The 19,234-nt window shown below is 69.8% G+C and carries 22 protein-coding genes; 13 read left to right on the forward strand and 9 right to left on the reverse strand.

Features of this window, described 5'->3' with window-relative positions:
- The first annotated feature begins 11 nt into the window (after positions 1–11).
- Positions 12–659, forward strand: a complete 648-nt coding sequence (locus ACWEIJ_RS43810) for a GntR family transcriptional regulator (protein ID WP_449843214.1) — start codon at positions 12–14, stop codon at positions 657–659.
- On the opposite strand, the gene ACWEIJ_RS43815 is transcribed toward ACWEIJ_RS43810, so the two are convergent.
- The gene (locus tag ACWEIJ_RS43815) at positions 656–3,109 is read right to left on the reverse strand and encodes a transglycosylase domain-containing protein (RefSeq protein ID WP_449843215.1); all 2,454 of its coding nucleotides are present in this window, start codon (positions 3,107–3,109) and stop codon (positions 656–658) included. The two genes, ACWEIJ_RS43810 and ACWEIJ_RS43815, sit on opposite strands and share 4 nt — an antisense overlap.
- Positions 3,110–3,347: 238 nt before the next feature.
- Here ACWEIJ_RS43815 and ACWEIJ_RS43820 point away from each other — a divergent pair, with 238 nt between their 5' ends.
- Positions 3,348–3,638 carry a WhiB family transcriptional regulator gene (locus ACWEIJ_RS43820; RefSeq protein ID WP_109630938.1) on the forward strand — a complete coding sequence of 97 codons (291 nt, stop codon included), beginning with the start codon at positions 3,348–3,350 and terminating at the stop codon, positions 3,636–3,638.
- A 3-nt stretch (positions 3,639–3,641) separates the two neighbouring features.
- On the opposite strand, the gene ACWEIJ_RS43825 is transcribed toward ACWEIJ_RS43820, so the two are convergent.
- Genes ACWEIJ_RS43825 through ACWEIJ_RS43835 form a run of 3 tightly spaced genes read right to left on the reverse strand, consistent with a single transcriptional unit; the run spans position 3,642 to position 6,054 of the window.
- The gene (locus tag ACWEIJ_RS43825) at positions 3,642–4,769 is read right to left on the reverse strand and encodes an ArsA family ATPase (RefSeq protein WP_355433977.1); all 1,128 of its coding nucleotides are present in this window, start codon (positions 4,767–4,769) and stop codon (positions 3,642–3,644) included.
- Positions 4,766–5,758: an ArsA-related P-loop ATPase gene (locus ACWEIJ_RS43830; RefSeq protein WP_449843216.1), complete on the reverse strand. Its 993-nt coding sequence runs from the start codon at positions 5,756–5,758 to the stop codon at positions 4,766–4,768. The genes ACWEIJ_RS43825 and ACWEIJ_RS43830 overlap by 4 nt, the downstream gene beginning before the upstream one ends.
- 44 nt (positions 5,759–5,802) lie before the next feature.
- Complete coding sequence (locus ACWEIJ_RS43835) at positions 5,803–6,054, reverse strand: hypothetical protein (protein ID WP_449843217.1); 252 nt, start codon at positions 6,052–6,054, stop codon at positions 5,803–5,805.
- Positions 6,055–6,122: 68 nt separating this feature from the next.
- On the opposite strand from ACWEIJ_RS43835, the gene ACWEIJ_RS43840 reads away from it, so the two are divergent.
- Genes ACWEIJ_RS43840 through ACWEIJ_RS43855 form a run of 4 tightly spaced genes read left to right on the forward strand, consistent with a single transcriptional unit; the run spans position 6,123 to position 8,488 of the window.
- The gene (locus ACWEIJ_RS43840) at positions 6,123–6,278 is read left to right on the forward strand and encodes a DUF4177 domain-containing protein (RefSeq protein WP_086668176.1); all 156 of its coding nucleotides are present in this window, start codon (positions 6,123–6,125) and stop codon (positions 6,276–6,278) included.
- Entirely contained in the window at positions 6,275–6,727 is a 453-nt protein-coding gene (locus ACWEIJ_RS43845) for a RidA family protein (RefSeq protein ID WP_355433971.1), read from the forward strand. The genes ACWEIJ_RS43840 and ACWEIJ_RS43845 overlap by 4 nt, the downstream gene beginning before the upstream one ends.
- Position 6,728: 1 nt before the next feature.
- Entirely contained in the window at positions 6,729–7,331 is a 603-nt protein-coding gene (locus ACWEIJ_RS43850) for a hypothetical protein (protein WP_449843218.1), read from the forward strand.
- 11 nt (positions 7,332–7,342) lie between these two features.
- Positions 7,343–8,488 (forward strand): hypothetical protein, encoded by a 1,146-nt coding sequence (locus tag ACWEIJ_RS43855; RefSeq protein WP_449843219.1) that lies wholly within the window; start codon positions 7,343–7,345, stop codon positions 8,486–8,488.
- On the opposite strand, the gene ACWEIJ_RS43860 is transcribed toward ACWEIJ_RS43855, so the two are convergent.
- Both ACWEIJ_RS43860 and ACWEIJ_RS43865 read right to left on the reverse strand, forming a co-directional pair.
- Complete coding sequence (locus ACWEIJ_RS43860) at positions 8,482–9,291, reverse strand: MBL fold metallo-hydrolase (protein ID WP_449843220.1); 810 nt, start codon at positions 9,289–9,291, stop codon at positions 8,482–8,484. The genes ACWEIJ_RS43855 and ACWEIJ_RS43860 overlap by 7 nt on opposite strands.
- Complete coding sequence (locus ACWEIJ_RS43865; protein WP_449843221.1) at positions 9,288–10,082, reverse strand: NUDIX hydrolase; 795 nt, start codon at positions 10,080–10,082, stop codon at positions 9,288–9,290. The genes ACWEIJ_RS43860 and ACWEIJ_RS43865 overlap by 4 nt, the downstream gene beginning before the upstream one ends.
- Positions 10,083–10,121: 39 nt before the next feature.
- On the opposite strand from ACWEIJ_RS43865, the gene ACWEIJ_RS43870 reads away from it, so the two are divergent.
- The 3 genes from ACWEIJ_RS43870 to dnaN all read left to right on the forward strand — a co-directional run bounded on the left by ACWEIJ_RS43870 (position 10,122) and on the right by dnaN (position 12,543).
- A complete protein-coding gene (locus tag ACWEIJ_RS43870) occupies positions 10,122–10,478 on the forward strand; it encodes a hypothetical protein (RefSeq protein WP_449843222.1) in 357 nt (118 codons plus the stop codon).
- A gap of 14 nt (positions 10,479–10,492) precedes the next feature.
- Entirely contained in the window at positions 10,493–11,386 is an 894-nt protein-coding gene (locus ACWEIJ_RS43875; RefSeq protein ID WP_449843223.1) for a Gfo/Idh/MocA family protein, read from the forward strand.
- Positions 11,387–11,451: 65 nt separating this feature from the next.
- Positions 11,452–12,543, forward strand: coding sequence for a DNA polymerase III subunit beta (gene dnaN / locus ACWEIJ_RS43880; RefSeq protein ID WP_449843224.1), 1,092 nt, complete (start codon positions 11,452–11,454; stop codon positions 12,541–12,543).
- Positions 12,544–13,176: 633 nt separating this feature from the next.
- On the opposite strand, the gene ACWEIJ_RS43885 is transcribed toward dnaN, so the two are convergent.
- From ACWEIJ_RS43885 to ACWEIJ_RS43895, 3 genes are all read right to left on the reverse strand, one after another.
- The gene (locus ACWEIJ_RS43885) at positions 13,177–14,430 is read right to left on the reverse strand and encodes an MFS transporter (protein WP_449843225.1); all 1,254 of its coding nucleotides are present in this window, start codon (positions 14,428–14,430) and stop codon (positions 13,177–13,179) included.
- A gap of 329 nt (positions 14,431–14,759) precedes the next feature.
- On the reverse strand, positions 14,760–15,434 hold the full coding sequence (locus ACWEIJ_RS43890) for a Crp/Fnr family transcriptional regulator (RefSeq protein WP_030469453.1): 675 nt from the start codon (positions 15,432–15,434) through the stop codon (positions 14,760–14,762).
- A gap of 206 nt (positions 15,435–15,640) precedes the next feature.
- Positions 15,641–15,880, reverse strand: a complete 240-nt coding sequence (locus ACWEIJ_RS43895; protein ID WP_396423223.1) for a hypothetical protein — start codon at positions 15,878–15,880, stop codon at positions 15,641–15,643.
- 136 nt (positions 15,881–16,016) lie between these two features.
- Between ACWEIJ_RS43895 and nth the strand changes: the two genes are divergently transcribed.
- Genes nth through ACWEIJ_RS43915 form a run of 4 tightly spaced genes read left to right on the forward strand, consistent with a single transcriptional unit; the run spans position 16,017 to position 19,143 of the window.
- Positions 16,017–16,724 (forward strand): endonuclease III, encoded by a 708-nt coding sequence (nth, locus tag ACWEIJ_RS43900; RefSeq protein WP_355434124.1) that lies wholly within the window; start codon positions 16,017–16,019, stop codon positions 16,722–16,724.
- Entirely contained in the window at positions 16,721–17,284 is a 564-nt protein-coding gene (locus ACWEIJ_RS43905; protein WP_449843226.1) for a TlpA family protein disulfide reductase, read from the forward strand. Before nth ends, ACWEIJ_RS43905 begins: the two co-directional genes overlap by 4 nt.
- Positions 17,281–17,940: an NUDIX hydrolase gene (locus ACWEIJ_RS43910; RefSeq protein ID WP_449843227.1), complete on the forward strand. Its 660-nt coding sequence runs from the start codon at positions 17,281–17,283 to the stop codon at positions 17,938–17,940. Before ACWEIJ_RS43905 ends, ACWEIJ_RS43910 begins: the two co-directional genes overlap by 4 nt.
- A gap of 15 nt (positions 17,941–17,955) precedes the next feature.
- A complete protein-coding gene (locus tag ACWEIJ_RS43915; RefSeq protein ID WP_449843228.1) occupies positions 17,956–19,143 on the forward strand; it encodes a MarP family serine protease in 1,188 nt (395 codons plus the stop codon).
- Positions 19,144–19,234: the final 91 nt, after the last annotated feature.

A 19,234-nucleotide genomic window follows, 5' to 3' on the forward strand; every position in this document is an offset into this window, starting at 1 on the left:
AAAATCGGCCCATGTCCGCCCTCGACGGCCTCGAAGTGCGCCGCACCACCACGGCCCAGCAACTCGCCGACGGCCTCGCCGAACGGATCATGGCCGGTGCGTTCGGCCCCGGTGACCGGCTCAGGGAGAGCGCCATCGCGGCCGAGCTGGGCGTCGCCCGCAACACCATCCGCGAGGCCGTGCGCATCCTGGAGCTGACCGGCCTGGTCCGCTACGAGGTCAACCGCGGTGCCGTCGTCATCGCGCCCACCCCGGAGAACGTCGAGGCGCTCTACACCGCCCGCGAACGCCTCGAAACGGCCGCGGCGGCCCGCGTGCCGCGGCCAGAGCAGCTCGATGCGATCACCAGGGCGTTCGACGAGCTCGCCGAAGCCGCCGAGACCGGCGACAAGAGCCGGATCGTCGACCGGGACCTGGCCTTCCACCAGGCGATCGTCGCGCTGCTCGACAGCTCACGGCTCGACGAGTTCTTCGCCGGACTGACCAAGGAGCTCCGCTTCTACCTCACGGTGCTGTCCCGGTCCGAGTCGCCGGACCAGGTCGTCGCCGAGCACAGGCTCATCCTCGACGCCCTGCGCGCAGGCGACCGCGACCGGGCGGTCGCCGAGATCCGCGCACACGTCGACACGAGCGTCGAGCAGCTCAAACGACTGCTCTAGCGAGGCTCGCCCGGCTCGGTCGGCAGCGTGATCGGTGGCGGCTCGTTCGGGTTGCCCGGGTTGGGCGGCGGTTGGTTCGGGTTGGGGTTCGACGGCTCGGTCGCCACCGGCGGCGGCACGTACCCGGAACTCACCGAGAGCGTGATCACCGTGCCGCGCAACGCGTTGCCGCGCGGCGTCTGGCTGACGACCGTCCCCTTCGACTGCTCGGAGTTGACCGACTGCTGGCTCACCTTGTAGCCGGCCTGCTCCAGGATCCGCGTCGCGTCGTTGACCTGACGGCCCACGACGTCGGGCACCTGGATCTCCCTGCCGCCCTTGAGGAACCGCTGTTCGACCGGCGGGAGCTGCTTGACCGGCAACGACCCGTGCACCTTCGTCATCGTCTCGAACCACGTCTTGGCGGGGATCGTGCCGCCGAAGATGTTGCCGCTGCCGCACAACCGCGGCTGGCCCGCGCCGGCCAGGCAGATCGGCCGCGGGGCCGTGCCGTCGTTGAACGTCTGCACCGCGCCCGCGAAGTCCGGGGTGGCGCCGATGAACGCCGCCGACTTGTACTCCTCGGTCGTGCCCGTCTTGGCGATCATCGGACGCGTCCACTTGGCCGCACGTGCGGCGGCCGCGGCGGTGCCGTTGCCCTGGTCGTCCTTGCTCATGCCGGTCGCGAGGCCGTTCGCGAGGGCCTCCGACACGACCTGCTCGCACGGCGCCTCGTTGACCGGCACGGCCTTCTGGTTGCGGTCCAGCACCTTGACGATCGGCGTCGGCGGGCACCACTTGCCGCTGCTCACGATGGTCGCGGCGACGTTCGCGAGTTCCAAAGTGGACACCGGTGCCGGCGACAGCGTGAACGACGCGTTGCCGCCGTTCTGCTTGTAGAACTCGGTCTGCGAGATGCGGTTCTGCTTGTCCTTGGCCTTCGGGTCCGGCCTGGTGCCCTGCAGGTTCGTCGCCATCGTCTCGCGCATGCCCAGGCGCGAGGCCATGTCGACGACGGCGTCCATGCCGACCTGCTCCTCGAGGATCACGAAGCCGGTGTTCGGCGACGTCGCGAGCGCCTGCTGCAGCGTCATCGACGACGGGTAGCTGCCGTCGAAGTTCGAGAGGCAGTACCAGCGGGTGCCGGGTTCACCGGTGCTCGGGCAGCGCTGCGCGCCACCCTTGAAGACCTTCGAGACGTGGTGGGTCGGCGTCTGGATGACGTTCTCGATGCCCATGCCCTTCTCAAGGGCCGCGGCGGCCGTGAAGACCTTGTAGACCGATCCGGCGCCGAACTTGTTCTCCACGCCGCTGGGCAGGTCGAACGTCGTCTGGTTCTGCTCGGCCTTCAACCCGTAGTCGCGGTTCGCGACCAGCGCCAGCACCTCGTGGCGGTCCTTGCCGGGCCGCACGACGGCCATCGTGTTCGCGATGCCGTCGGCGTTCTTGGCCACCCCGGCCTCCGCCGCGGCTTTCGCCTGCGCGGTCACCGTTCTGTCCAAAGTGGTCTGGATGGTGTAACCGCCGGTGCGCAGCTGCTCCTCGCTGAAACCCGCGCGCTGCAAGTAGTTCACCACGTACGAGCAGAAGAAACCGTTTTCCGGACCGGCGCCCACACAACCGTTCGGTGGCGTTCGGACCGGGTTCGCGAGTCCGAGTCCTTCCTTCTTCGCCGCCTCACCGGCATCGCGCGAGAGCTTGTCGTTCTCGACCATCCTGTCGATCACTTTGTTGCGCCGCTCCAGCGCTTTGTCCGGATACGCTTCGGGGTCGAGCGCTGACGGGCTGTTGACCATTCCGGCGAGCATCGCGGCCTGCGGAACCGTCAACTTGTCCGGCGTCGTGTTGAAGTAAGCCTGCGACGCCGCGGCGATGCCGTAAATCGTCGACCCGAAAGGAACGACGTTCAGGTACCTGGCGAGGATCTCCTCCTTGCCGAGCTTTCGCTCCAGCTGCAAGGAGATCCGGGCTTCGCGCATCTTGCGCGCGATGGTCTGCTCCTGGGCCTTGGCCTGCTCCAGCTTGTTGTTCCGCGCCACGACGTGGACCAGGTAGTTCTTCACGTACTGCTGGGTCAGTGTGGACGCACCTTGCGAAACCGAGCCGCTGACCTGGTTCGTCAGGCCGGCGCGGATGGTGCCCTTCCAGTCCACGCCCTGGTGCTCGTAGAACCGGCGGTCCTCGACCGAGATCAGCGCCGCCTTCATGGTCGGCGAGATCTTCTCCGGCGGTGTCAGGACTCTGTACTGGTCGAACAGGTAGGCGATCGGCTGTCCGTCCTTGTCGGTGACCGTGGTGATCAACGGAGGATCGGTGGTCACGAGGTCGGCGGAGATGCTGTCCACGGTGTCGCTGGCGCGGTTGGACACGAGGCCTGTCGCGCCCACGACTGGGAACAGCATGCCGGCGAGGAGAACCCCAGCCAGCAGGCACAGGCCGAGCATCTTGAGCACGCCATTCCTGACTCGCACGCAGGTCAGCGTACGCGGTACACGAACGGGTGACAGTGATCAGTAAGGCCCGTTACTCAGCATGAGTAGAGATACGCAAGACAGGTAACAGTTGGGTGGCCCAGGGTTGGACGTGGAACCGAACGGCACTACAGTCCGTCAACGTCCAAGGAATGCAGCCGTGGCTCGAACGCTACGGCATCCGTGGCAGGGGTGTGGCGGATTTTCCACATTTGGACAGCACTGAGGAGTGGGGGATATGAACCAGGGGGATTGGCGTATCAACGCTTCGTGCCGCGATGAGGAGCCGGACCAGCTCTTCGTTCGGGGTGCGGAGCAGCGCAAGGCGAAGCTCGTGTGCCTGGGTTGCCCAGTTCGCATGGAATGCCTGGCCGAAGCGCTGGACAACAGGATCGAGTTCGGGGTCTGGGGTGGCATGACCGAGCGCGAGCGTCGCGCTCTGCTGCGCCGCCGCCCGGACGTCGACTCGTGGTTCGAGCTGCTCGACAACGCACGTCAAGAGCACCTCGAAGACACCCGAGTCGGGTAACGGCTACTCCCCGGCCAGGCGCCGACCTATCTCTCGGAGGCCGTCCAGGTCGTGCACGTCCGCGGGCAACGCGGGCACGCCGACCAGCGCCACACCGGGGTGCGCACGTGTGAACCGGGCCAGCAGCCGCCGTTCCCGATCGGCGACTGCGACCCGGTCCGCATGCAGCCGGAGCACCGCCGCCGCGAGCGGCGCCTCACCGGAGCGGTCCAGGTCGTCCGCTGCGGCGAGCGCGTTCGCCGCGGGCAGGTCCGTCGCGATCACGGGATGCGTCCTGTTCGCGACGAGCCCGCACAACGGCATGTTCTCCGCGCTGAGCCGCTCGACGAAATAGCTCGCTTCGCGCAACGCGTCCGGCTCCGCCGCCGCCACCACGACGAAACCGGTGCCCGGCGAGCGGAGCAGCTCGTACGTGCGCTGGGCGCGTTCGCGGAAGCCGCCGAACATGCTGTCGAACGCCTGCACGAACGTCGACGCGTCCTGCAGCAGCTGGCCGCCGACGATCGTCGACACGGCACGCGTGAAAAGGCTGAAACCGGTCCCGACGATCTTGAGCAACCCGCGCCCGCTCGCGCGCGCGGGTGCCGACAACATGCGGATGAACTTGCCGTCGAGCACCGTCGACAGCCGCTGCGGCGCGTCCAGGAAGTCCAGCGCCGACCGCGACGGCGGGGTGTCGACGATGATCAGGTCCCACTCGTCCTGCGCCACCAGCTGGCCCAGCTTCTCCATCGCCATGTACTCCTGCGTGCCGGAGAACGACGAGGAAATGGTCTGGTAGAAGGGGTTCGACAGGATCTGGTCGGCCCGGTCGCGGCCCGCGTGGGTCAGCACCATGTCGTCGAACGTGCGACGCATGTCGAGCATCATCGCGAACAGCTCGCCCTTGGGCTCGAAGCCGTCGACGACGACCTCGCGCGGGTGGTTGTCCAGTTCCCGCAGGCCCAGCGACTGCGCCAGACGCCGGGCCGGGTCGATCGTCAGCACGACCACGCGCCGGCCGCGTTCCGCCGCGCGCAACGCCAGCGCCGCCGCGGTCGTCGTCTTGCCGACGCCACCGGAGCCGCAGCACACCAGCACGCGCGTCGCCGGATCGTCCAGCAACGGGTCGAAGTCGAGCTTCTCGGTCACCGCACACCCGCCGCGACCAGCACCTCGGCCAGCTCGTAGAGCGCGGCCACGTCCACCCCGTCGGTCAGCTCCGGCAGCTCCACCGTCGGCAGGTCCGACTCGCTGAGCAGCTCCATCGCCTCCTGCTGCGACTGCACCCGGATGGCGTGCTCCACGGTCTCGTCGACCAGGCCGTCGAGGGTGAACTCGTCGAGCTCCAGCCCGGCGGCCGTCAGCCCGGCCCGCACCCGTGAGGCGTCGACCCTGCCCTCCGCGGCGACCGGCACCGACCGCGCCGGCAGCCGGGCCGGGTGGACCCGGTTGACCAGCACCGCGCCCGGCCGCAGGTCCGCGCCGTCCAGTTCGGCGACCGCGTCCAGGGTCTCGCGCACCGGCATCTCCTCCAGCAGCGCCACCAGGTGGACCGCGGTGTCGCCGGAGTGCAGCAGTCGCACCACGCCCTCGCTCTGCCCCTTGATCGGCCCGACCTTGGCGAGGTCGGCCATGGCCTTCGTGACGTCCAGGAACTTGACCACGCGCCCGGTCGGCGGCGCGTCGAGCACCACCGCGTCGTAGAGGTGGCGCCCGTCCTTGCCGGTGCGGTTCACGCACTCCTTGACCTTGCCGGTCAGCAGCACGTCCCGCAGGCCGGGCGCGAGCGTCGTGGCGAACTCGACGGCGCCCATCTTGCGCAGCGTCCGTCCCGCGAAACCGAGGTTGTAGAACATCGCCAGGTACTCGAGCAGCGCGGCCTCGGCGTCGACCGCGAGGGCGTGCACCTCACCGCCGCCGGGAGCGGACGCGATCCGTTCCTCGGCGTAGGGCAGCGGGGCCCGGTCGAAGAGCTGGGCGATGCCCTGCCGTCCCTCGACCTCGACCAGCAGCACCCGGCGGCCACCGGTCGCGAGCGCGAGGGCCAGCGCGGCGGCGATCGTGGTCTTGCCGGTGCCGCCCTTGCCGGAGACCACGTGCAGGCGGGCTCGGGTCAGCTCCTCGGTCCACGACGTCACACGTCCAGACTAGGTGTGAATCCGGCGGAAGGTGGACTGACCGGTCAATCCATCATCGTGAGGAAGAAGACGGCCATCGCGGTTGCGGCGACCAGCGCCCACACGACGACCGAGGGCAGCCACAGCGCGATGCTGACCGTGATGACCGCCACGACCACCAGCCCGATCAGCCCCGCCTTGACGACGTCCGCGTGATGGCTGTGCTTGCGGTCCCTCACCTGCGCCATGGCGACGAGCACCATCACCAGCCCGCCCACTCCGAACAGGCCGGTGGCGATGATCCGCCAGGTCTCCATGTGATCAAGGTAGCCCGAACGGCCGGAACCACGCATAGGTCGTTCGGGTGGCAAGTTAGGCTCCGCACATGACGAAGTGGGAGTACGCGACCGTGCCGTTGTTGATCCACGCCACGAAGCAGATCCTCGACCAGTGGGGCGAGGACGGCTGGGAGCTGGTCACCGTGCTGACGAACCCGACCGGTGAGCAGCACGTCGCGTACCTGAAGCGGGTGAAGGCATGACCTGGAGCACTCGCCTGAAGGAGCTCGGCATCGAGCTGCCCGGCGTCGCCGCCCCGCTCGCCGCCTACGTGCCCGCCACGCAGAGCGGCTCGTGGGTGTTCACCTCCGGCCAGCTGCCGTTCGTCGACGGCCAGCTCGCCGCCACCGGCAAGGTCGGTGCCGAGGTCTCCCCGGAGGAGGCCAAGCAGCACGCCGCGACCTGCATCCTCAACGCGCTGGCGGCAGTTCATGCGCTCGTGGGGATTGACTCGATCAAGCGCGTGGTGAAAGTTGTCGGCTTTGTAGCCTCCGCCGAGGGCTTCACGGGGCAGCCGGGTGTCGTCAACGGTGCCTCGGAGCTGCTCGGGGAGATCTTCGGTGACGCGGGCAAGCACGCCCGGTCGGCCGTGGGGGTGGCCGAGCTGCCGATCGGCGCTCCGGTGGAGATCGAACTGATCGTCGAGGTGTGACATGTCGGACACGTGCCACGAACTGCTGCTGCGGCTCGCGGGACGCCTCCCGGACGACCTGCTGTGGCGGTACCGGGACTGGGCGGCTTCGGACGCGTATGCGGTGCTCGCGCGCTCGTTGCCGCGCACACTGCTGCACGGCCGCATCCCTCTGACCGATCACGAGATGCGCCTTTTGCAGGACGCGCTGGTGCCCTACGGGGCGGAGCCCGGTGCTGTCAGTTCGGTCAAAGGGCTGGACGAACTGCCACCCACCGACTACACCTTTTCCCCGGAGTCACCCGATCGGGTGCCGATGGGGGACTCCGCGACCGTCGTGCTCGGTGCCACGCTGCGAGGCCGCCACGGGGTCGGTGAGGTTCGCTCCTGCTGGCGCATCGGACCCTCCGGGGTCAACCGCGTCGTGCTGGTAGCCGCCACCACCGGCCACTCCCGGCTGACCGGCGAGCTGCAGCGCGTGCTGCGGGCGCTGGGCGAACACGATCCTTGCGTCGAGGTCGTGCCGTCCGGTCTGGACCTGCCGCCCTACCACCGGGCGGCGTTGGCGGCTTCGGAGCCGGTGTGCGCCGGCGCCGAGTCCGAGGAGCACCTGGTGCTCAGCTAAGGAGAGTTGACGTGACGAACGACGGTGTCGGCCTGCCGGTCCGTCTCCACGATCTCCTGCTGTCGATGGCCGGGCGCGTGGACGACGACGCCCTGTCACAGGCACGCGAGTTCCTCGCGGTCGGAGAGCTCGACCGCGCGGTCGAGATGCTCGTCGGCACTCTTCTCGCGGGCAGCATCCCGGTGCTGCCGGACGAGAGGGCTGCCATCACGTGGGCGTTGCACGAGGTGCGGTCCGACGCGTCGCTGACCGACCGGCTGCCGGTCGTCGAGATGCTGCCGTTCCTGCGCCACCGGTTCACCGCCGAGAGCGATCCGACCGCGGACCTCGCCGGCGTGCTGAGCCGTGCCGTGTCGGTGCTGCCGGACGTCCGTTCGGTGCGCTGCGTCTGGCGTTCCTCTCCGGCGGGTGCGACGCCCGGTCCGCTGCCGCAGCGGGTCGTGCTGGTGGACATCGGTCCGCAGGGCTTCGCGCCCGCGACCGCCTACCGGGTCGACGCGGTGCTGCGCAAGGCAGGCGTCCGCGCCTCCGTCGAGGTCCTGACCGTCGGCACCCAGCTCGGCGACTACCACGCCTCCGCGGTGACGGCCTCGCGTCCGGTGCCGATCTCGGGGACGCCGGTATCGCCTCCGCCGCCGCCCCCGCCGACGCCGGCCTCCGTGGCCCACGAACAGTCGGGCACCTGGTTCGACCAGTCTGAAGACGTTTCCGCTCCGGCGCCGATGGCCGAGCCGACACCGGCGCCGGAGCCAGTGGTGGAAGAGACCGGCTCACGTCGTAACCGCACGCCCTCCCTGGAGGGCTCGCAGCCGTTCCCGCCCAAGCCCGTGAAGCGGATCTCGATGGCACCGGCCGAGCCGGAGATCGAGACCCTGCCGGAGCCCGTGCCGATCAACAGGGCCGAGGTGACGATGGAGCTGAAGGCGGACGAGCTGGCGGCCCTGCAGGCCGCGCTGGCCGAGACGCCGGAACCGTCGTCGGTGGACGCGAACCTGAGCGAGCGGGAACGGGCCCTGCTGCAGCAGCTGCACGAGGAGCTGGCGCAGCGGGAGCAGACCGGTGCCAAGGCGACCGACACCGGCCGTTGGCAGATCGACCGCTCCTCGGCCCGTCAGTCGGCGTTCGGGACGTCCAACAACGGGCACCAGCCTCAGTAGCCGTTGCGCAGGTACTCCAGCTGGGCCCGCACGGACCACTCCGCCGCGGGCCACAGCACTCTGTCGACGTCCGCGTAGACGATCTCGACGACCTGGCGCGGGGTCGGTTCGCCGCCCAGCTCCAGCACGGCTTCGCGCACCTGTTCCAGGCGTTGGGTGCGGTGCGCGAGGTACCTCCGCGCCGCCTCACCGGCGTCGGCGAGCTCCGGGCCGTGGCCGGGCAGGACGGCGGTGTGCTCCGGCAGTTCGGCCAGCAGCTTGAGCGACTCGAAGTAGTCGCCGAGCCTGCCGTCCGGGTGAGCGACGATCGTGGTGCCGCGGCCCAGGACCGTGTCGCCGGTCAGCACCGCCTCGCCGTCGAGCACGAAGCACAGCGAGTCGCTGGTGTGGCCGGGCGTGCCGAGGACGCGCAGTTCCAGACCGGCGCTGGTGATCACGTCGCCGTCGTTGAGGCCCTCGGAGCCGTAGGTGAACGTCGGATCCAGCGCGCGCACCGGGGCCTTGACCAGTTCGGCGAACTCGCGGGCGCCCTCGGAGTGGTCGGGGTGGCCGTGGGTCAGCAGGATCTCGGCGACCGGGCCGTACGAGGCAATCCGCTTCAGGTGGGCCTCGTCGAGCGGGCCGGGGTCGATCACGACGTACGACGACGCGTCCGGCGCCTTGAGCAGCCACGTGTTGGTGCCGTCGAGCGTCATCGGGCTGGGGTTGTCCGCGAGCAGCACGGCGGCGTGTTCGGTGACCTGACGGAGCTCGCCGTAGCGCGGGTGTTCGGCGCGGGCGCCGATCAGCGGGGAGCCGCTCACGGGATCACCACCCGGATCTTGTCGCCGTCGCGGATCAGCTTGGGGATGATCTTCGCGACACTGCGCTCCTCCGCCATGACCTTCTCCACGGTGTCCAGCGCGCCCACCTCGTTCAGGGTGCGCCAGGTGGGCGGCATGAGCATGCGGCGGCCTTCCTCGGCGTCCTGGATGGCCTCCGCGGGCCGCTGCCACGACGCGTCGGAGGCCTCGGTCGTCTCACCGTCGGCACGCTGGCCCTCCGGCAGCGCGGCCACGAAGAAGCGGGTGTCGTAGCGGCGCGGTTCCTCGTACGGGGTCACCCAGTTCGCCCACGGCCGCAGCAGATCCGCGCGCAGGACGAGGTCGTTGGCGGCGAGGAACTGGGCGAGCGAGATCTCCCGGTCCACCAGCTGGCGGCGGGCCCGCGCGTAGGCCGAGGTGTCCGCCACGACGGACGTGGCGTCCGGACCGGCGAGCAGGACTCCGGACTCCTCGAAGGTCTCCCGGACGGCCGCGCACACGAAGGCGCGGGCCGTCGGTTCGTCGACGCCGAAGACCGAACCCCACCACTGCGGGGACGGACCGGCCCACGCGACGGACGTGTCGGCGTCGCGCTGGTCGACGCCGCCGCCGGGGAAGACGGTCATGCCGCCCGCGAACGCCATGCCCTTCACGCGGCGCAGCAGGAAGGCCTCCAGGCCGAGGTCTCCGTCCCGCAGCAGCACCACGGTGACGGCGTCGCGGGGTTGCGCGGGTTGGGCCGGTGGCGAAGTGGGTACCAGGGTTCCCGGCAAGGTCAGGTCGTCGGGCATCCTCCGAGCGTACGACCGCGCTTACCCGAGGATGGTGTGATGTCGACGAACGTGTCCGGTTGCCTGGTGAAGATCCTGCTGTTCCTGCTCGGCGCGATCATGGGCACCGGCCTCACGGCGGTGGCGGGCGTGGTGATGTTCGTGCCCGACCGCACGACCGTGATCAGCGTCGATCCGACCGCCACCGCACCCGGTGTGTACGTGAAGAAGGTCGAACGGCTCGTGGGCGGCACCTACTACGAGATCTGGCTCGGCCCGTCGCCCGACCGCGGCCACGTCGTGACGGTGCCCAACGGCTGGGAACACGACCCGGACCGCGAGGCGACCTCCGACGGCATGCGCCTGAAGTTCGACAACGGGGGCGAGATCTTCGTCCCCAAGGCCAGTTACTCCTGAGGCAGGATGGGCGAGTGGACGAACAGCTGCGCGTAGGACTTGTCGGTGCCGGCCCGTGGGCTCAGATGATCCACGCCCCCGGCATCGCGAACCACCCCGGCACGACGCTGACCGGTGTGTGGGCCCGTCGCGAGGAGGCGGCCGCCGAACTGGCTGCCGCCCATGGCGCGGAACCGTTCGCGGACTACGCGTTGATGCTGTCCACTGTGGACGCTGTGGCGTTCTGCGTGCCGCCGGGCGTCCAGGGTCCGATGGCGATCGAGGCGGCGCAGGCCGGCAAGCACCTCGTGCTGGAGAAGCCGATCGCGGAGTCGGTCGAGGTGGCCTCCCAGTTGGCCGAGAAGGTCTCCCGTGCGGGCGTGGCGTCCCTCGTGGTGCTGACCCGCCGGTACGCCCCGGAGACCAAGGAGATGCTGGCTCAGCTGCACCGCACGGGCGGCTGGACCGGTGCCGACAGCCGCTGGCTCGCGGGCGCGCTGCTGGACGGCCCGTTCTCGAACTCCCCGTGGCGCCACGAGAAAGGCGCGCTGGAGGACGTGGGCCCGCACGCGTTCGACCTGCTCGACGCGGCACTCGGCGAGATCACCGACGTGATCGCGGCCAACGTGTCCGACACCGGTCTGTGGCAGCTGATCCTGCAGCACGAGGGCGGCGCCACGAGCACGGTGTCGCTGTGCCTGTCGTTGCCGATGCAGCCGCCGTTCGCGGACTTCACGATCTTCGGAACCAACGGGCACCGCACGCTGTCCAACCGGGACACCCCTGCTCTGGACTGCTTCACCAACCTGCTGGACGACTTCGTGGCCATGGTGCACAGCGGCACCACGACCCACGAGTGCGACGTGCGCCGCGGCCTGCACCTGCAACGGATCATCGAGCTGGCGCGGCGCAAGGCCGTCACCCGCTGAGACGAAGCGCTTGCGCTCCGCAGCGACATCCGAAATTGTCAGGGGTGCTCGCTAGCGTCGCAGGCATGGACCTCACCGCCACGACAGCCGAGCTGGCCGGTGCCGCCGCCGAGGTGGCGCGGCTGTTGCCCACCCGCGTGCTCGACCCGGTGCTGGCCGGGCTCCGCCTCAAGGCCGGCACGGACGTCGAGATCGCGGGCAGCGACCAGGAGCACGGCGTGCGTCTGGCCGTCCACGCCACCGTGCACACCGAAGGCGAGGTGCTCGTGCCCGCGAAGCCGCTGGCGGCGACCCTCCAGGCACTGGACGAGCCGCAGGTGAGGCTCAAGGTGGAAGGCCGCCGGCTGGCGATCCGCACGCCGTCGTCGAGGTTCGCGATCCCGTTGCTGGACCTGGAGAACCACCCCGGCGTCCCGGAGCTCCCGCCGCTGCAGGGCCGGGTCGACGCCGCGAAGCTCAGGACCGTCGCGGCCGTGGCGGGAGCCGCGAGCAAGGACGACGCGCTGCCGATCTTCACCGGCCTCCGCATCCAGTCCAACCCGCACAAGCTGCACGTCATGGCCACCGACCGCTACCGCATGGCCTACGCGACGCTGCCGTGGGAACAAGAAGGTCAACTGGACCTGTTGGTACCGGCGAAGCCCGTCGCGGAAGCGGCCAGGCAGGCCCAGGGCGAGGTCGCCCTGCACGCCGACACAGACCGCCTCGGCCTCGCCTGGGGCGCCAACTCGATCTCCACCGCACTCTTGGCCGCTCCGTTCCCGGACGACCGGGCGCGCCGACTCCTGGAGGCAGTCATCGACAGCACGGTGCTCGTGGACGCGGACGCACTCGCCCGCGCCGTCCGCAGAGCCACCCCCTACGGCGGTCCCCACCAGGCGGTGACGATCCAGGTGGAGGACTCCGAGCTGCGCGTGAAGGGCAGCGACCCGCAACAGGGCGAGTCCGAGGAGTTCGTCAAGGCCACCGTCGAGGGCGACCACCTGACCAAGACGTTCCAGGCCCGCTACCTCGCGGACGCCCTGAAGGCGTTCGCAGGCCGCCGGATCGAGCTGCGGATCCAGGACGGCCTGCGCTCCACCGTGCTCACCTCGACACCGGGCGAGGACGGCGTGGAGCTGACCTACCTGGTCGTGCCGATGCGCTCGGTCGCCTAGGAACGCGGGGCCCCGTGTTCCCTTCGGGGAACGGCCCTCAGACCACCAGCGGCACGCTTCTCCACAGCATGCGTGCGTGCAGGTCTCGCACCTGACGGTTCTGCCTCGCGTCTGGCGGCTGTGTCTCGCGTCTGGCGGCTGTGTCTCGCGTCTGGCGGCTGTGTCTCGCGTCTAGCGGCTGTGACTCGCGTCTAGCGGCTGTGACTCGCGCCTGGCGGCTGTGACTCGCGCCTGGCGGCTGTGACTCGCGCCTGGCGGCTGTGACTCGCGCCTGGCGGGTCTGGCTCGTGCCTGGGGGCTCTGGCTCGCGCCTAGCGGGCTTTGGCTCGCGTCTAGCGGGTCTGGCTCGTGTCTTGGGGGGCTCTGGCTCACGCCTGGCAGCGGTGCCTCCTGCCTATGTCTCGCGCCCGGCGGTTCTGCCTCGCGCCACCCGTGTGACCGCAGACCTGCCTGTCACATCCCTCGGCCGGGTCGCTCTCGCCGCCGCAACAACCAGCCGACCGGTGACTCCCAAGGCGATGAACGCCGACCGCACGCCGAAATCGCCCGGCGCTTGAAGTACGCGGGGACCTTTCGTACTCCAGGTGAGTACGAAAGGTCCCCGTGTGAACTTCAGCGAGCGGCAGGCCGCGGTCAGCGAGCGGCCAGGTCCATCTCGGCGCGCGACGGCAGCGGCTCGGACCTGGGCACGCCGCGCTGGACGGTGCCGCGCAGCAGCCACACCGCCGCGGCGATCAGCAGCCCGGCCACGCCGGACGCGACGAACGCCGGCCGCGTGCCGAAGTGCTCGATCAGCTGCCCCGACAGCGCCTGGCCGAGCGCGAGGCCGACGGTCACCGAGGTGATCACCCAGCCGAACGCCTCCGCGGCCATGCCGTTCGGCGTGACCTGCTCGATCGCCGCCGAGTGCGCGGTCGACTGCGGCGTGATCAGCGTGCCGACCACGAACAGCGCGAGGCCCAGGCCCACCAGGGAGGCGGGGATCGCCAGCAGCAGCGACAGCAACCCGAACCCGCCCAGCAGCACCGGCAGGCGCAGGTGCATCGGGCGCGGCCACGGGCGCATGCCGTAGAGCACGCCGAAGACCACCGAGCTGATCGACCACAGCGACAGCATCAGGCCGCCCATCGAGGCGTGGCCAGCGGCCTTCGCGAACGCCGGCACGGCCACCTCGACGAAACCGATCGTCACGCCGAAGCCCAGTGCGGCCAGAGCCACGGTCCGCATGCCGGGGTAGGCGAACGCGCCGAGCAGCGGCCGGGGTGCGGCGGCGACCGGACCCCAGGCGCGCACGACCGGGTTGAACGCGAACCACAGCGCGCCGAGGACCATCATCACGGCTCCGACCACCACGCCGGTGCCCGCCCACGGGGCCGCGAGCAGCAGGCCGGCGAGGCCCGGTCCGAGGATGAAGAAGACCTCCATGCTGATCGACTCGTAGGCGTAGGCCGCCATGCGCGTCGGGCCGGAGGGCACCATCCGCTCCCACAGGGCGCGGGAGGCGCTGCCCACCATCGGCTCGGAGGCGCCGACGCCGAGGGCCAGCGGGACCAGCACGAACACCGGGGCGCCTGCCTCGACGGCGAGCACCGAGCCGGTGACGAAGAACGCGAACAGGCCGGTCACGAAGGCCAGCGGCCGAGTGGGGCCGAAGCGGTCCATCAGCCGGCCCTGGACGACCGAGCCCATCGCCACGCCCACCAGCGCCGCCGCCGAGACCAGGCCGGCGACCGCGAACGAACCCGTCGCGCGCTCGACGTAGAGCAGCAGCGAGAGGCCGACCATCGCGATCGGCAGGCGGGCGAGCAGGGACGCGACCACGGGGCCGCGCATGCCGGGGGTCGTCAGGGCGGCACGGTAGTCGGAGAGACGGGCGGAGTGGGACATGCGTACCAGTATGCCAAAGCTGGTACGGATGTACCAGATCGGGTGCGCAGGGTCACGATGGTTGCGATTGGGTCACGGGAATGGGATGACCGGGTGAAACATGCAACGAATCAGCCACACCCGAGGTCCTTGAGGGTGAAAGGGCTTGAGCGGTCGGGGTGGAGACGTGCGAAAGTTGACTCATCCACCGAGACCAACCTCTGGCTTGAGGGTCGGGGCCTACGCGCCAGAGGGATGGAGGCACGGTTCGTCGGGGGATGGGCCGTGCAACACAAAGGACCGGTGCGCCACGTCGGGGGTGGCGCCCGGTCCTTTGTGCGTGAGCAGTCTTAACGGGCGCGGCGCGCGAGGCGCTCCGGGTCCAGGATCAGCACGCTCTTGCCCTCCAGGCGCAGCCAGCCGCGGTGCGCGAAGTCGGCGAGCGCCTTGTTCACGGTCTCGCGGGACGCGCCGACGAACTGGGCGATCTCCTCCTGCGTCAGGTCGTGCGTGACGCGGAGCAGGCCGGCCTCCTGCGAGCCGAAGCGCTGCGCGAGCTGCAGCAACGCCTTGGCCACGCGGCCGGGCACGTCCGTGAAGATCAGGTCGGCCAGCATGGAGTTCGTCCGGCGCAGCCTGCGGGCGAGTGCCCTCAGCAGCTGCTCGGCGATCTCCGGCCGGTTGGTGATCCATTGCCGGAGCGCGGGGCGGTCCATGGACACCGCGCGCACCTCGGTCACCGTCGTCGCGGTCGACGTGCGGGGGCCCGGGTCGAAAATGGACAGTTCGCCGAACATGTCGGAGGGTCCGAAGATCCCCAACAGGTTCTCGCGGCCGTCCGGCGACTTGCGGCCGATCTTCACCTTGCCGGACTGGATGATGTACAGGCGATCGCCCGGCTCACCCTCCGCGAAGATCACGTGGCCACGCGGGAACTCCACCGTCTCCAGGGTCTGCGCCAGCGCCTCTGCGGCTGCCGGGTCAACTCCCTGGAAGATGCCCGCTCGCGCCAGGGTCTCGTCCACCTCGTCCCTCCTAATCGACGCGACGGCACGCCTACCACCATCTTTGGTGGAGTCAGCGCCGTGCCGCCGATCACTGCGTTGCAGTCTAAGGGCTGTGTTGTGGATCGCCGCTCGGCTCGCCGTCTTACTAGGAACAACCGCACTGACTCGATCCAGAGCCCAACGAATCAGTTTACGCCATTCGGGTGGCGGTCAGCGCACCGGCATCAACGAACGCGCTTGCGGACGCCACCGCGGCCGCGGCGACGCAGGCGGAACAGCTCCAGAGCGCGACCGATGCCGTGTCCGTAGAGCGCCTTGACCTCTTCCGGCCTGGCGGACTCCAGGAACTCCTCGACCTCGTTCTCCTGCACGGCCACGTGCCGGAGCTTCGCTTCGACGCGCTCCATGAAGAGCGCGAAGAACATGATCACGATCGGGACGACGATCACAAACCAGGCAGTCATGATGCTCCGCAGTGTGGCGCATGTGGGATTCGAGTACGCGTCTAGGGGGTCGGTCCGGCGTGTTGACTACGCTGAATCAGTGCCCGCAACCAAGAAACCGGAAACCAAACTCGGCCTGACCCGCAGGGCCCGCCGGATGGTGCGCGTGCTTGCCGAGGGATACCCCGACGCGCACTGCGAGCTGGACTTCACGACGCCGCTCGAACTGATCGTGGCGGTCGTGCTGTCCGCGCAGTGCACCGACAAGAAGGTCAACGAGGTCACTCCCGCGCTCTTCGCGAAGTACCCGACAGCCGCCGACTACGCCGGCGCCGATCGGGTCGAACTCGAAGAGATGATCCGCCCGACCGGTTTCTACCGGAACAAGGCGACGTCTCTGATGGGTCTCGGTGCTGCTCTTGTGGAGCAGTACGACGGTGTGGTTCCCGGCACTCTGGAGGAGCTGGTCAAGCTCCCAGGTGTAGGACGCAAGACGGCCAACGTGGTTCTCGGCAACGCGTTCGATGTGCCCGGCATCACAGTCGACACCCACTTCGGTCGTCTCGTGCGCCGCTGGGGCTGGACCGATCTCGAGGACCCGGTCAAGGTCGAGCACGCGATCGGCGAGCTCATCGAGAAGCGCGACTGGACCATGGCCTCGCACTGGATCATCTTCCACGGCCGTCGCGTCTGCCACGCCAAAACGCCTGCCTGCGGGGCATGCCTGCTGATGAAGGACTGCCCGTCGTACGGCCTCGGCCCCGAGGACCCGGACAAGGCCGCGAAGCTCGTGAAGGGCGACGAGAAGCCGCACCTGCTCGAACTCGCCGAGCGGGTCCGAGCCGGTGAGAAGCTGGTGGGGTGAACAACCGCACCCGCTGGCTCGTCCTCGTGCTCGTCCTCGGCGTGGCGGGTGTCGTGGCGCTGTGGCCCCGTGACAGGTCGCCGGAGCCGCCGCCCGCGTCCACCCGCCCGACGCAGGACGTCGTCGCGTTGCGCGCGCAGGCTCAGCTGCGGCCGTGTGTTCCGGGAGCGGAGGGCGGGGTCGACGTGACGTGTCTCGGCGACGGCACCCGGACGGCCCTCGCGCTGAAGGGCCCGATGCTGATCAACTTCTGGGCGACCTGGTGCCAGCCGTGCCAGGCGGAGTTGCCCGTGCTCGACGCCTACGCGAAGCAACCAGGCGCGGTCCCGGTCGTCCCAGTTCTCGTGGACAGCAGGGAAGCCGACGGCCTGGAGCTGCTCGCACGGCTCGGCGTGCGGCTGCCCTCGGTGTACGACAGCTCCGACGAGCTGCGCAAGCGCGTCAAGGCGCCGATGCCGCTGCCCGCCACGTACTACGTGGCAGCGGACGGCTCGGTCCGGCAGATCACCGATCCGCCGACCTTCACGGCGCCCGAGCAGGTGGAGAAGGCGGTTCGATGACGGAGGCGACGGAGCCACCCGACTGGATGCAGCGCCTGGCCAAGGCCACCGAGGAGATCGACGCGCAGACGTTCATGCGCGTCCCGCGGGCGCCGTCGGACGGAGTGCGCAAGGCGTCCGTGCTGATGCTGTTCGGCGAGGACGAGAACCACGGACCGGACATCCTGCTGCTGCGCCGCTCGGACACGCTGGGCTCGCACCCCGGCCAGGTCGCGTTCCCCGGCGGAGCCGCCGATCCGACCGACGACGGGCCCGTCGCCACCGCATTACGCGAGGCTTACGAGGAGACAGGTGTACTGGCGTCAGGAGTGAGACCGCTGGCCCTGCTGCCGGAGCTGTACGTGCCGGTGTCCGGGTTCGTGGTCACCCCTGTGCTCGCCTACTGGGAACAGCCGAGCCCCGTCGCACCCGTCGACCCGGCGGAGACCGCCGCCGTCGCACGAGTGCCGGTTGCGCATCTCGCCGATCCTGCGAACAGGTTCCGGGTGCGTCACCCTGCGGGTTACGTCGGAGCGGCCTTCTCCGCGCCGGGCATGCTGGTGTGGGGCTTCACCGCGGGGTTGATCAACGGCCTGATCGCACTCGGCGGCTGGGAACAGCCGTGGGATGCGACCGATGTGCGTGACCTTGAACTAGCGTTGCGCGCTACACAGTGAGGCGGAGGTTCTGGGTTGAACTGGGTTGACCTGCTCGTGCTGGGCCTTGCCGCGATAGCCGCGGTCTCCGGGGCCAGGCAGGGCATGGTCGTCGCGCTCCCCGCGTTCGTCGGTGTGCTCGTCGGCCTGATCCTCGGCACGCAGATCGCGCCGCTGCTGGTGTCCCAGTTCGAGAACGTCGTCACCAAGGTCGTGTTCGCCGTCGGCATCGTCGTGCTGCTCGTGGCGCTCGGCGAGACGATCGGCGTCTACATCGGGCGGACGATCAAGGCGCGGGTCAACGCGTCGCCGTTGCGCGGCGCGGACAACGCGCTGGGCGCGATCGTGCAGGGCCTGGTCGTCTTCGTCGTCGCGTGGATGATCGCGCTCCCGCTGACGTCGGTCGTGGGCCTGCCGGACCTGACGTCGTCGCTCAAGCAGTCGGTGATCCTCGGCAAGGTCGACGACACGATGCCGCAGGCCGCCCGCGTGCTGTCGAACGACCTGCAGAAGCTCTTCGACGTCTCCGGCTTCCCGCAGGCGATGGACCCGTTCAACCGCACGCCGCTCAAGGAGGTCGAGCCGCCGGACAGCCAGCTCGCGAACTCCCCGATCGCGAAGCGGCTGCAGTCCTCGGTGCTGAAGATCCGCGGCCGCGCGCCGTCGTGCTCGCGCGCCCTGGAAGGCACCGGCTTCGTGATCGCGCCGGAACGCGTGATGACCAACGCGCACGTCGTCGCCGGCACCAACGAGGTGACGGTCGAGGTCGGCCGCGGCCAGTTCGACGCCACCGTCGTCGCCTACGACCCGCGCACCGACATCGCCGTGCTCGCGGTGCCGGACCTGGAGGCCACGCCGCTGCAGTTCCGCTCGGAGGAGGTGCAGCCGGGCGAGAGCGGCATCGTGCTCGGCTACCCGCTGGACGGCCCCTACAAGTCCTCTCCCGCCCGCATCCGCGAGCGGATCCCGCAGCTGCGCGGCCCGGACATCTACGACGCGCAGACGGTCATCCGCGACGTCTACACGGTTCGCGCGGAGGTCCGGTCCGGCAACTCCGGCGGCCCGCTGGTGGACACGCAGGGGCGGGTGATGGGCGTGGTGTTCGGCGCGGCCGTGGACGACCCGGAGACCGGCTTCGTGCTGACCGCCCAGCAGGTGCAGTCGGTGGCGCAGAAGGCGCCGACGCTGACCCGCAGGGCCTCCACGCAGGGGTGCGCGAACTAGTGTCGTGAGTCGTTAATTCGTCGGCAGTCTAGGTTGTGGTGGTGCCGAGTCCGAAGCTGGTGCCGCTGATCCTGTCCGATGACGAGCGTCG

This window comes from Lentzea sp. NPDC004789, assembly GCF_053601075.1.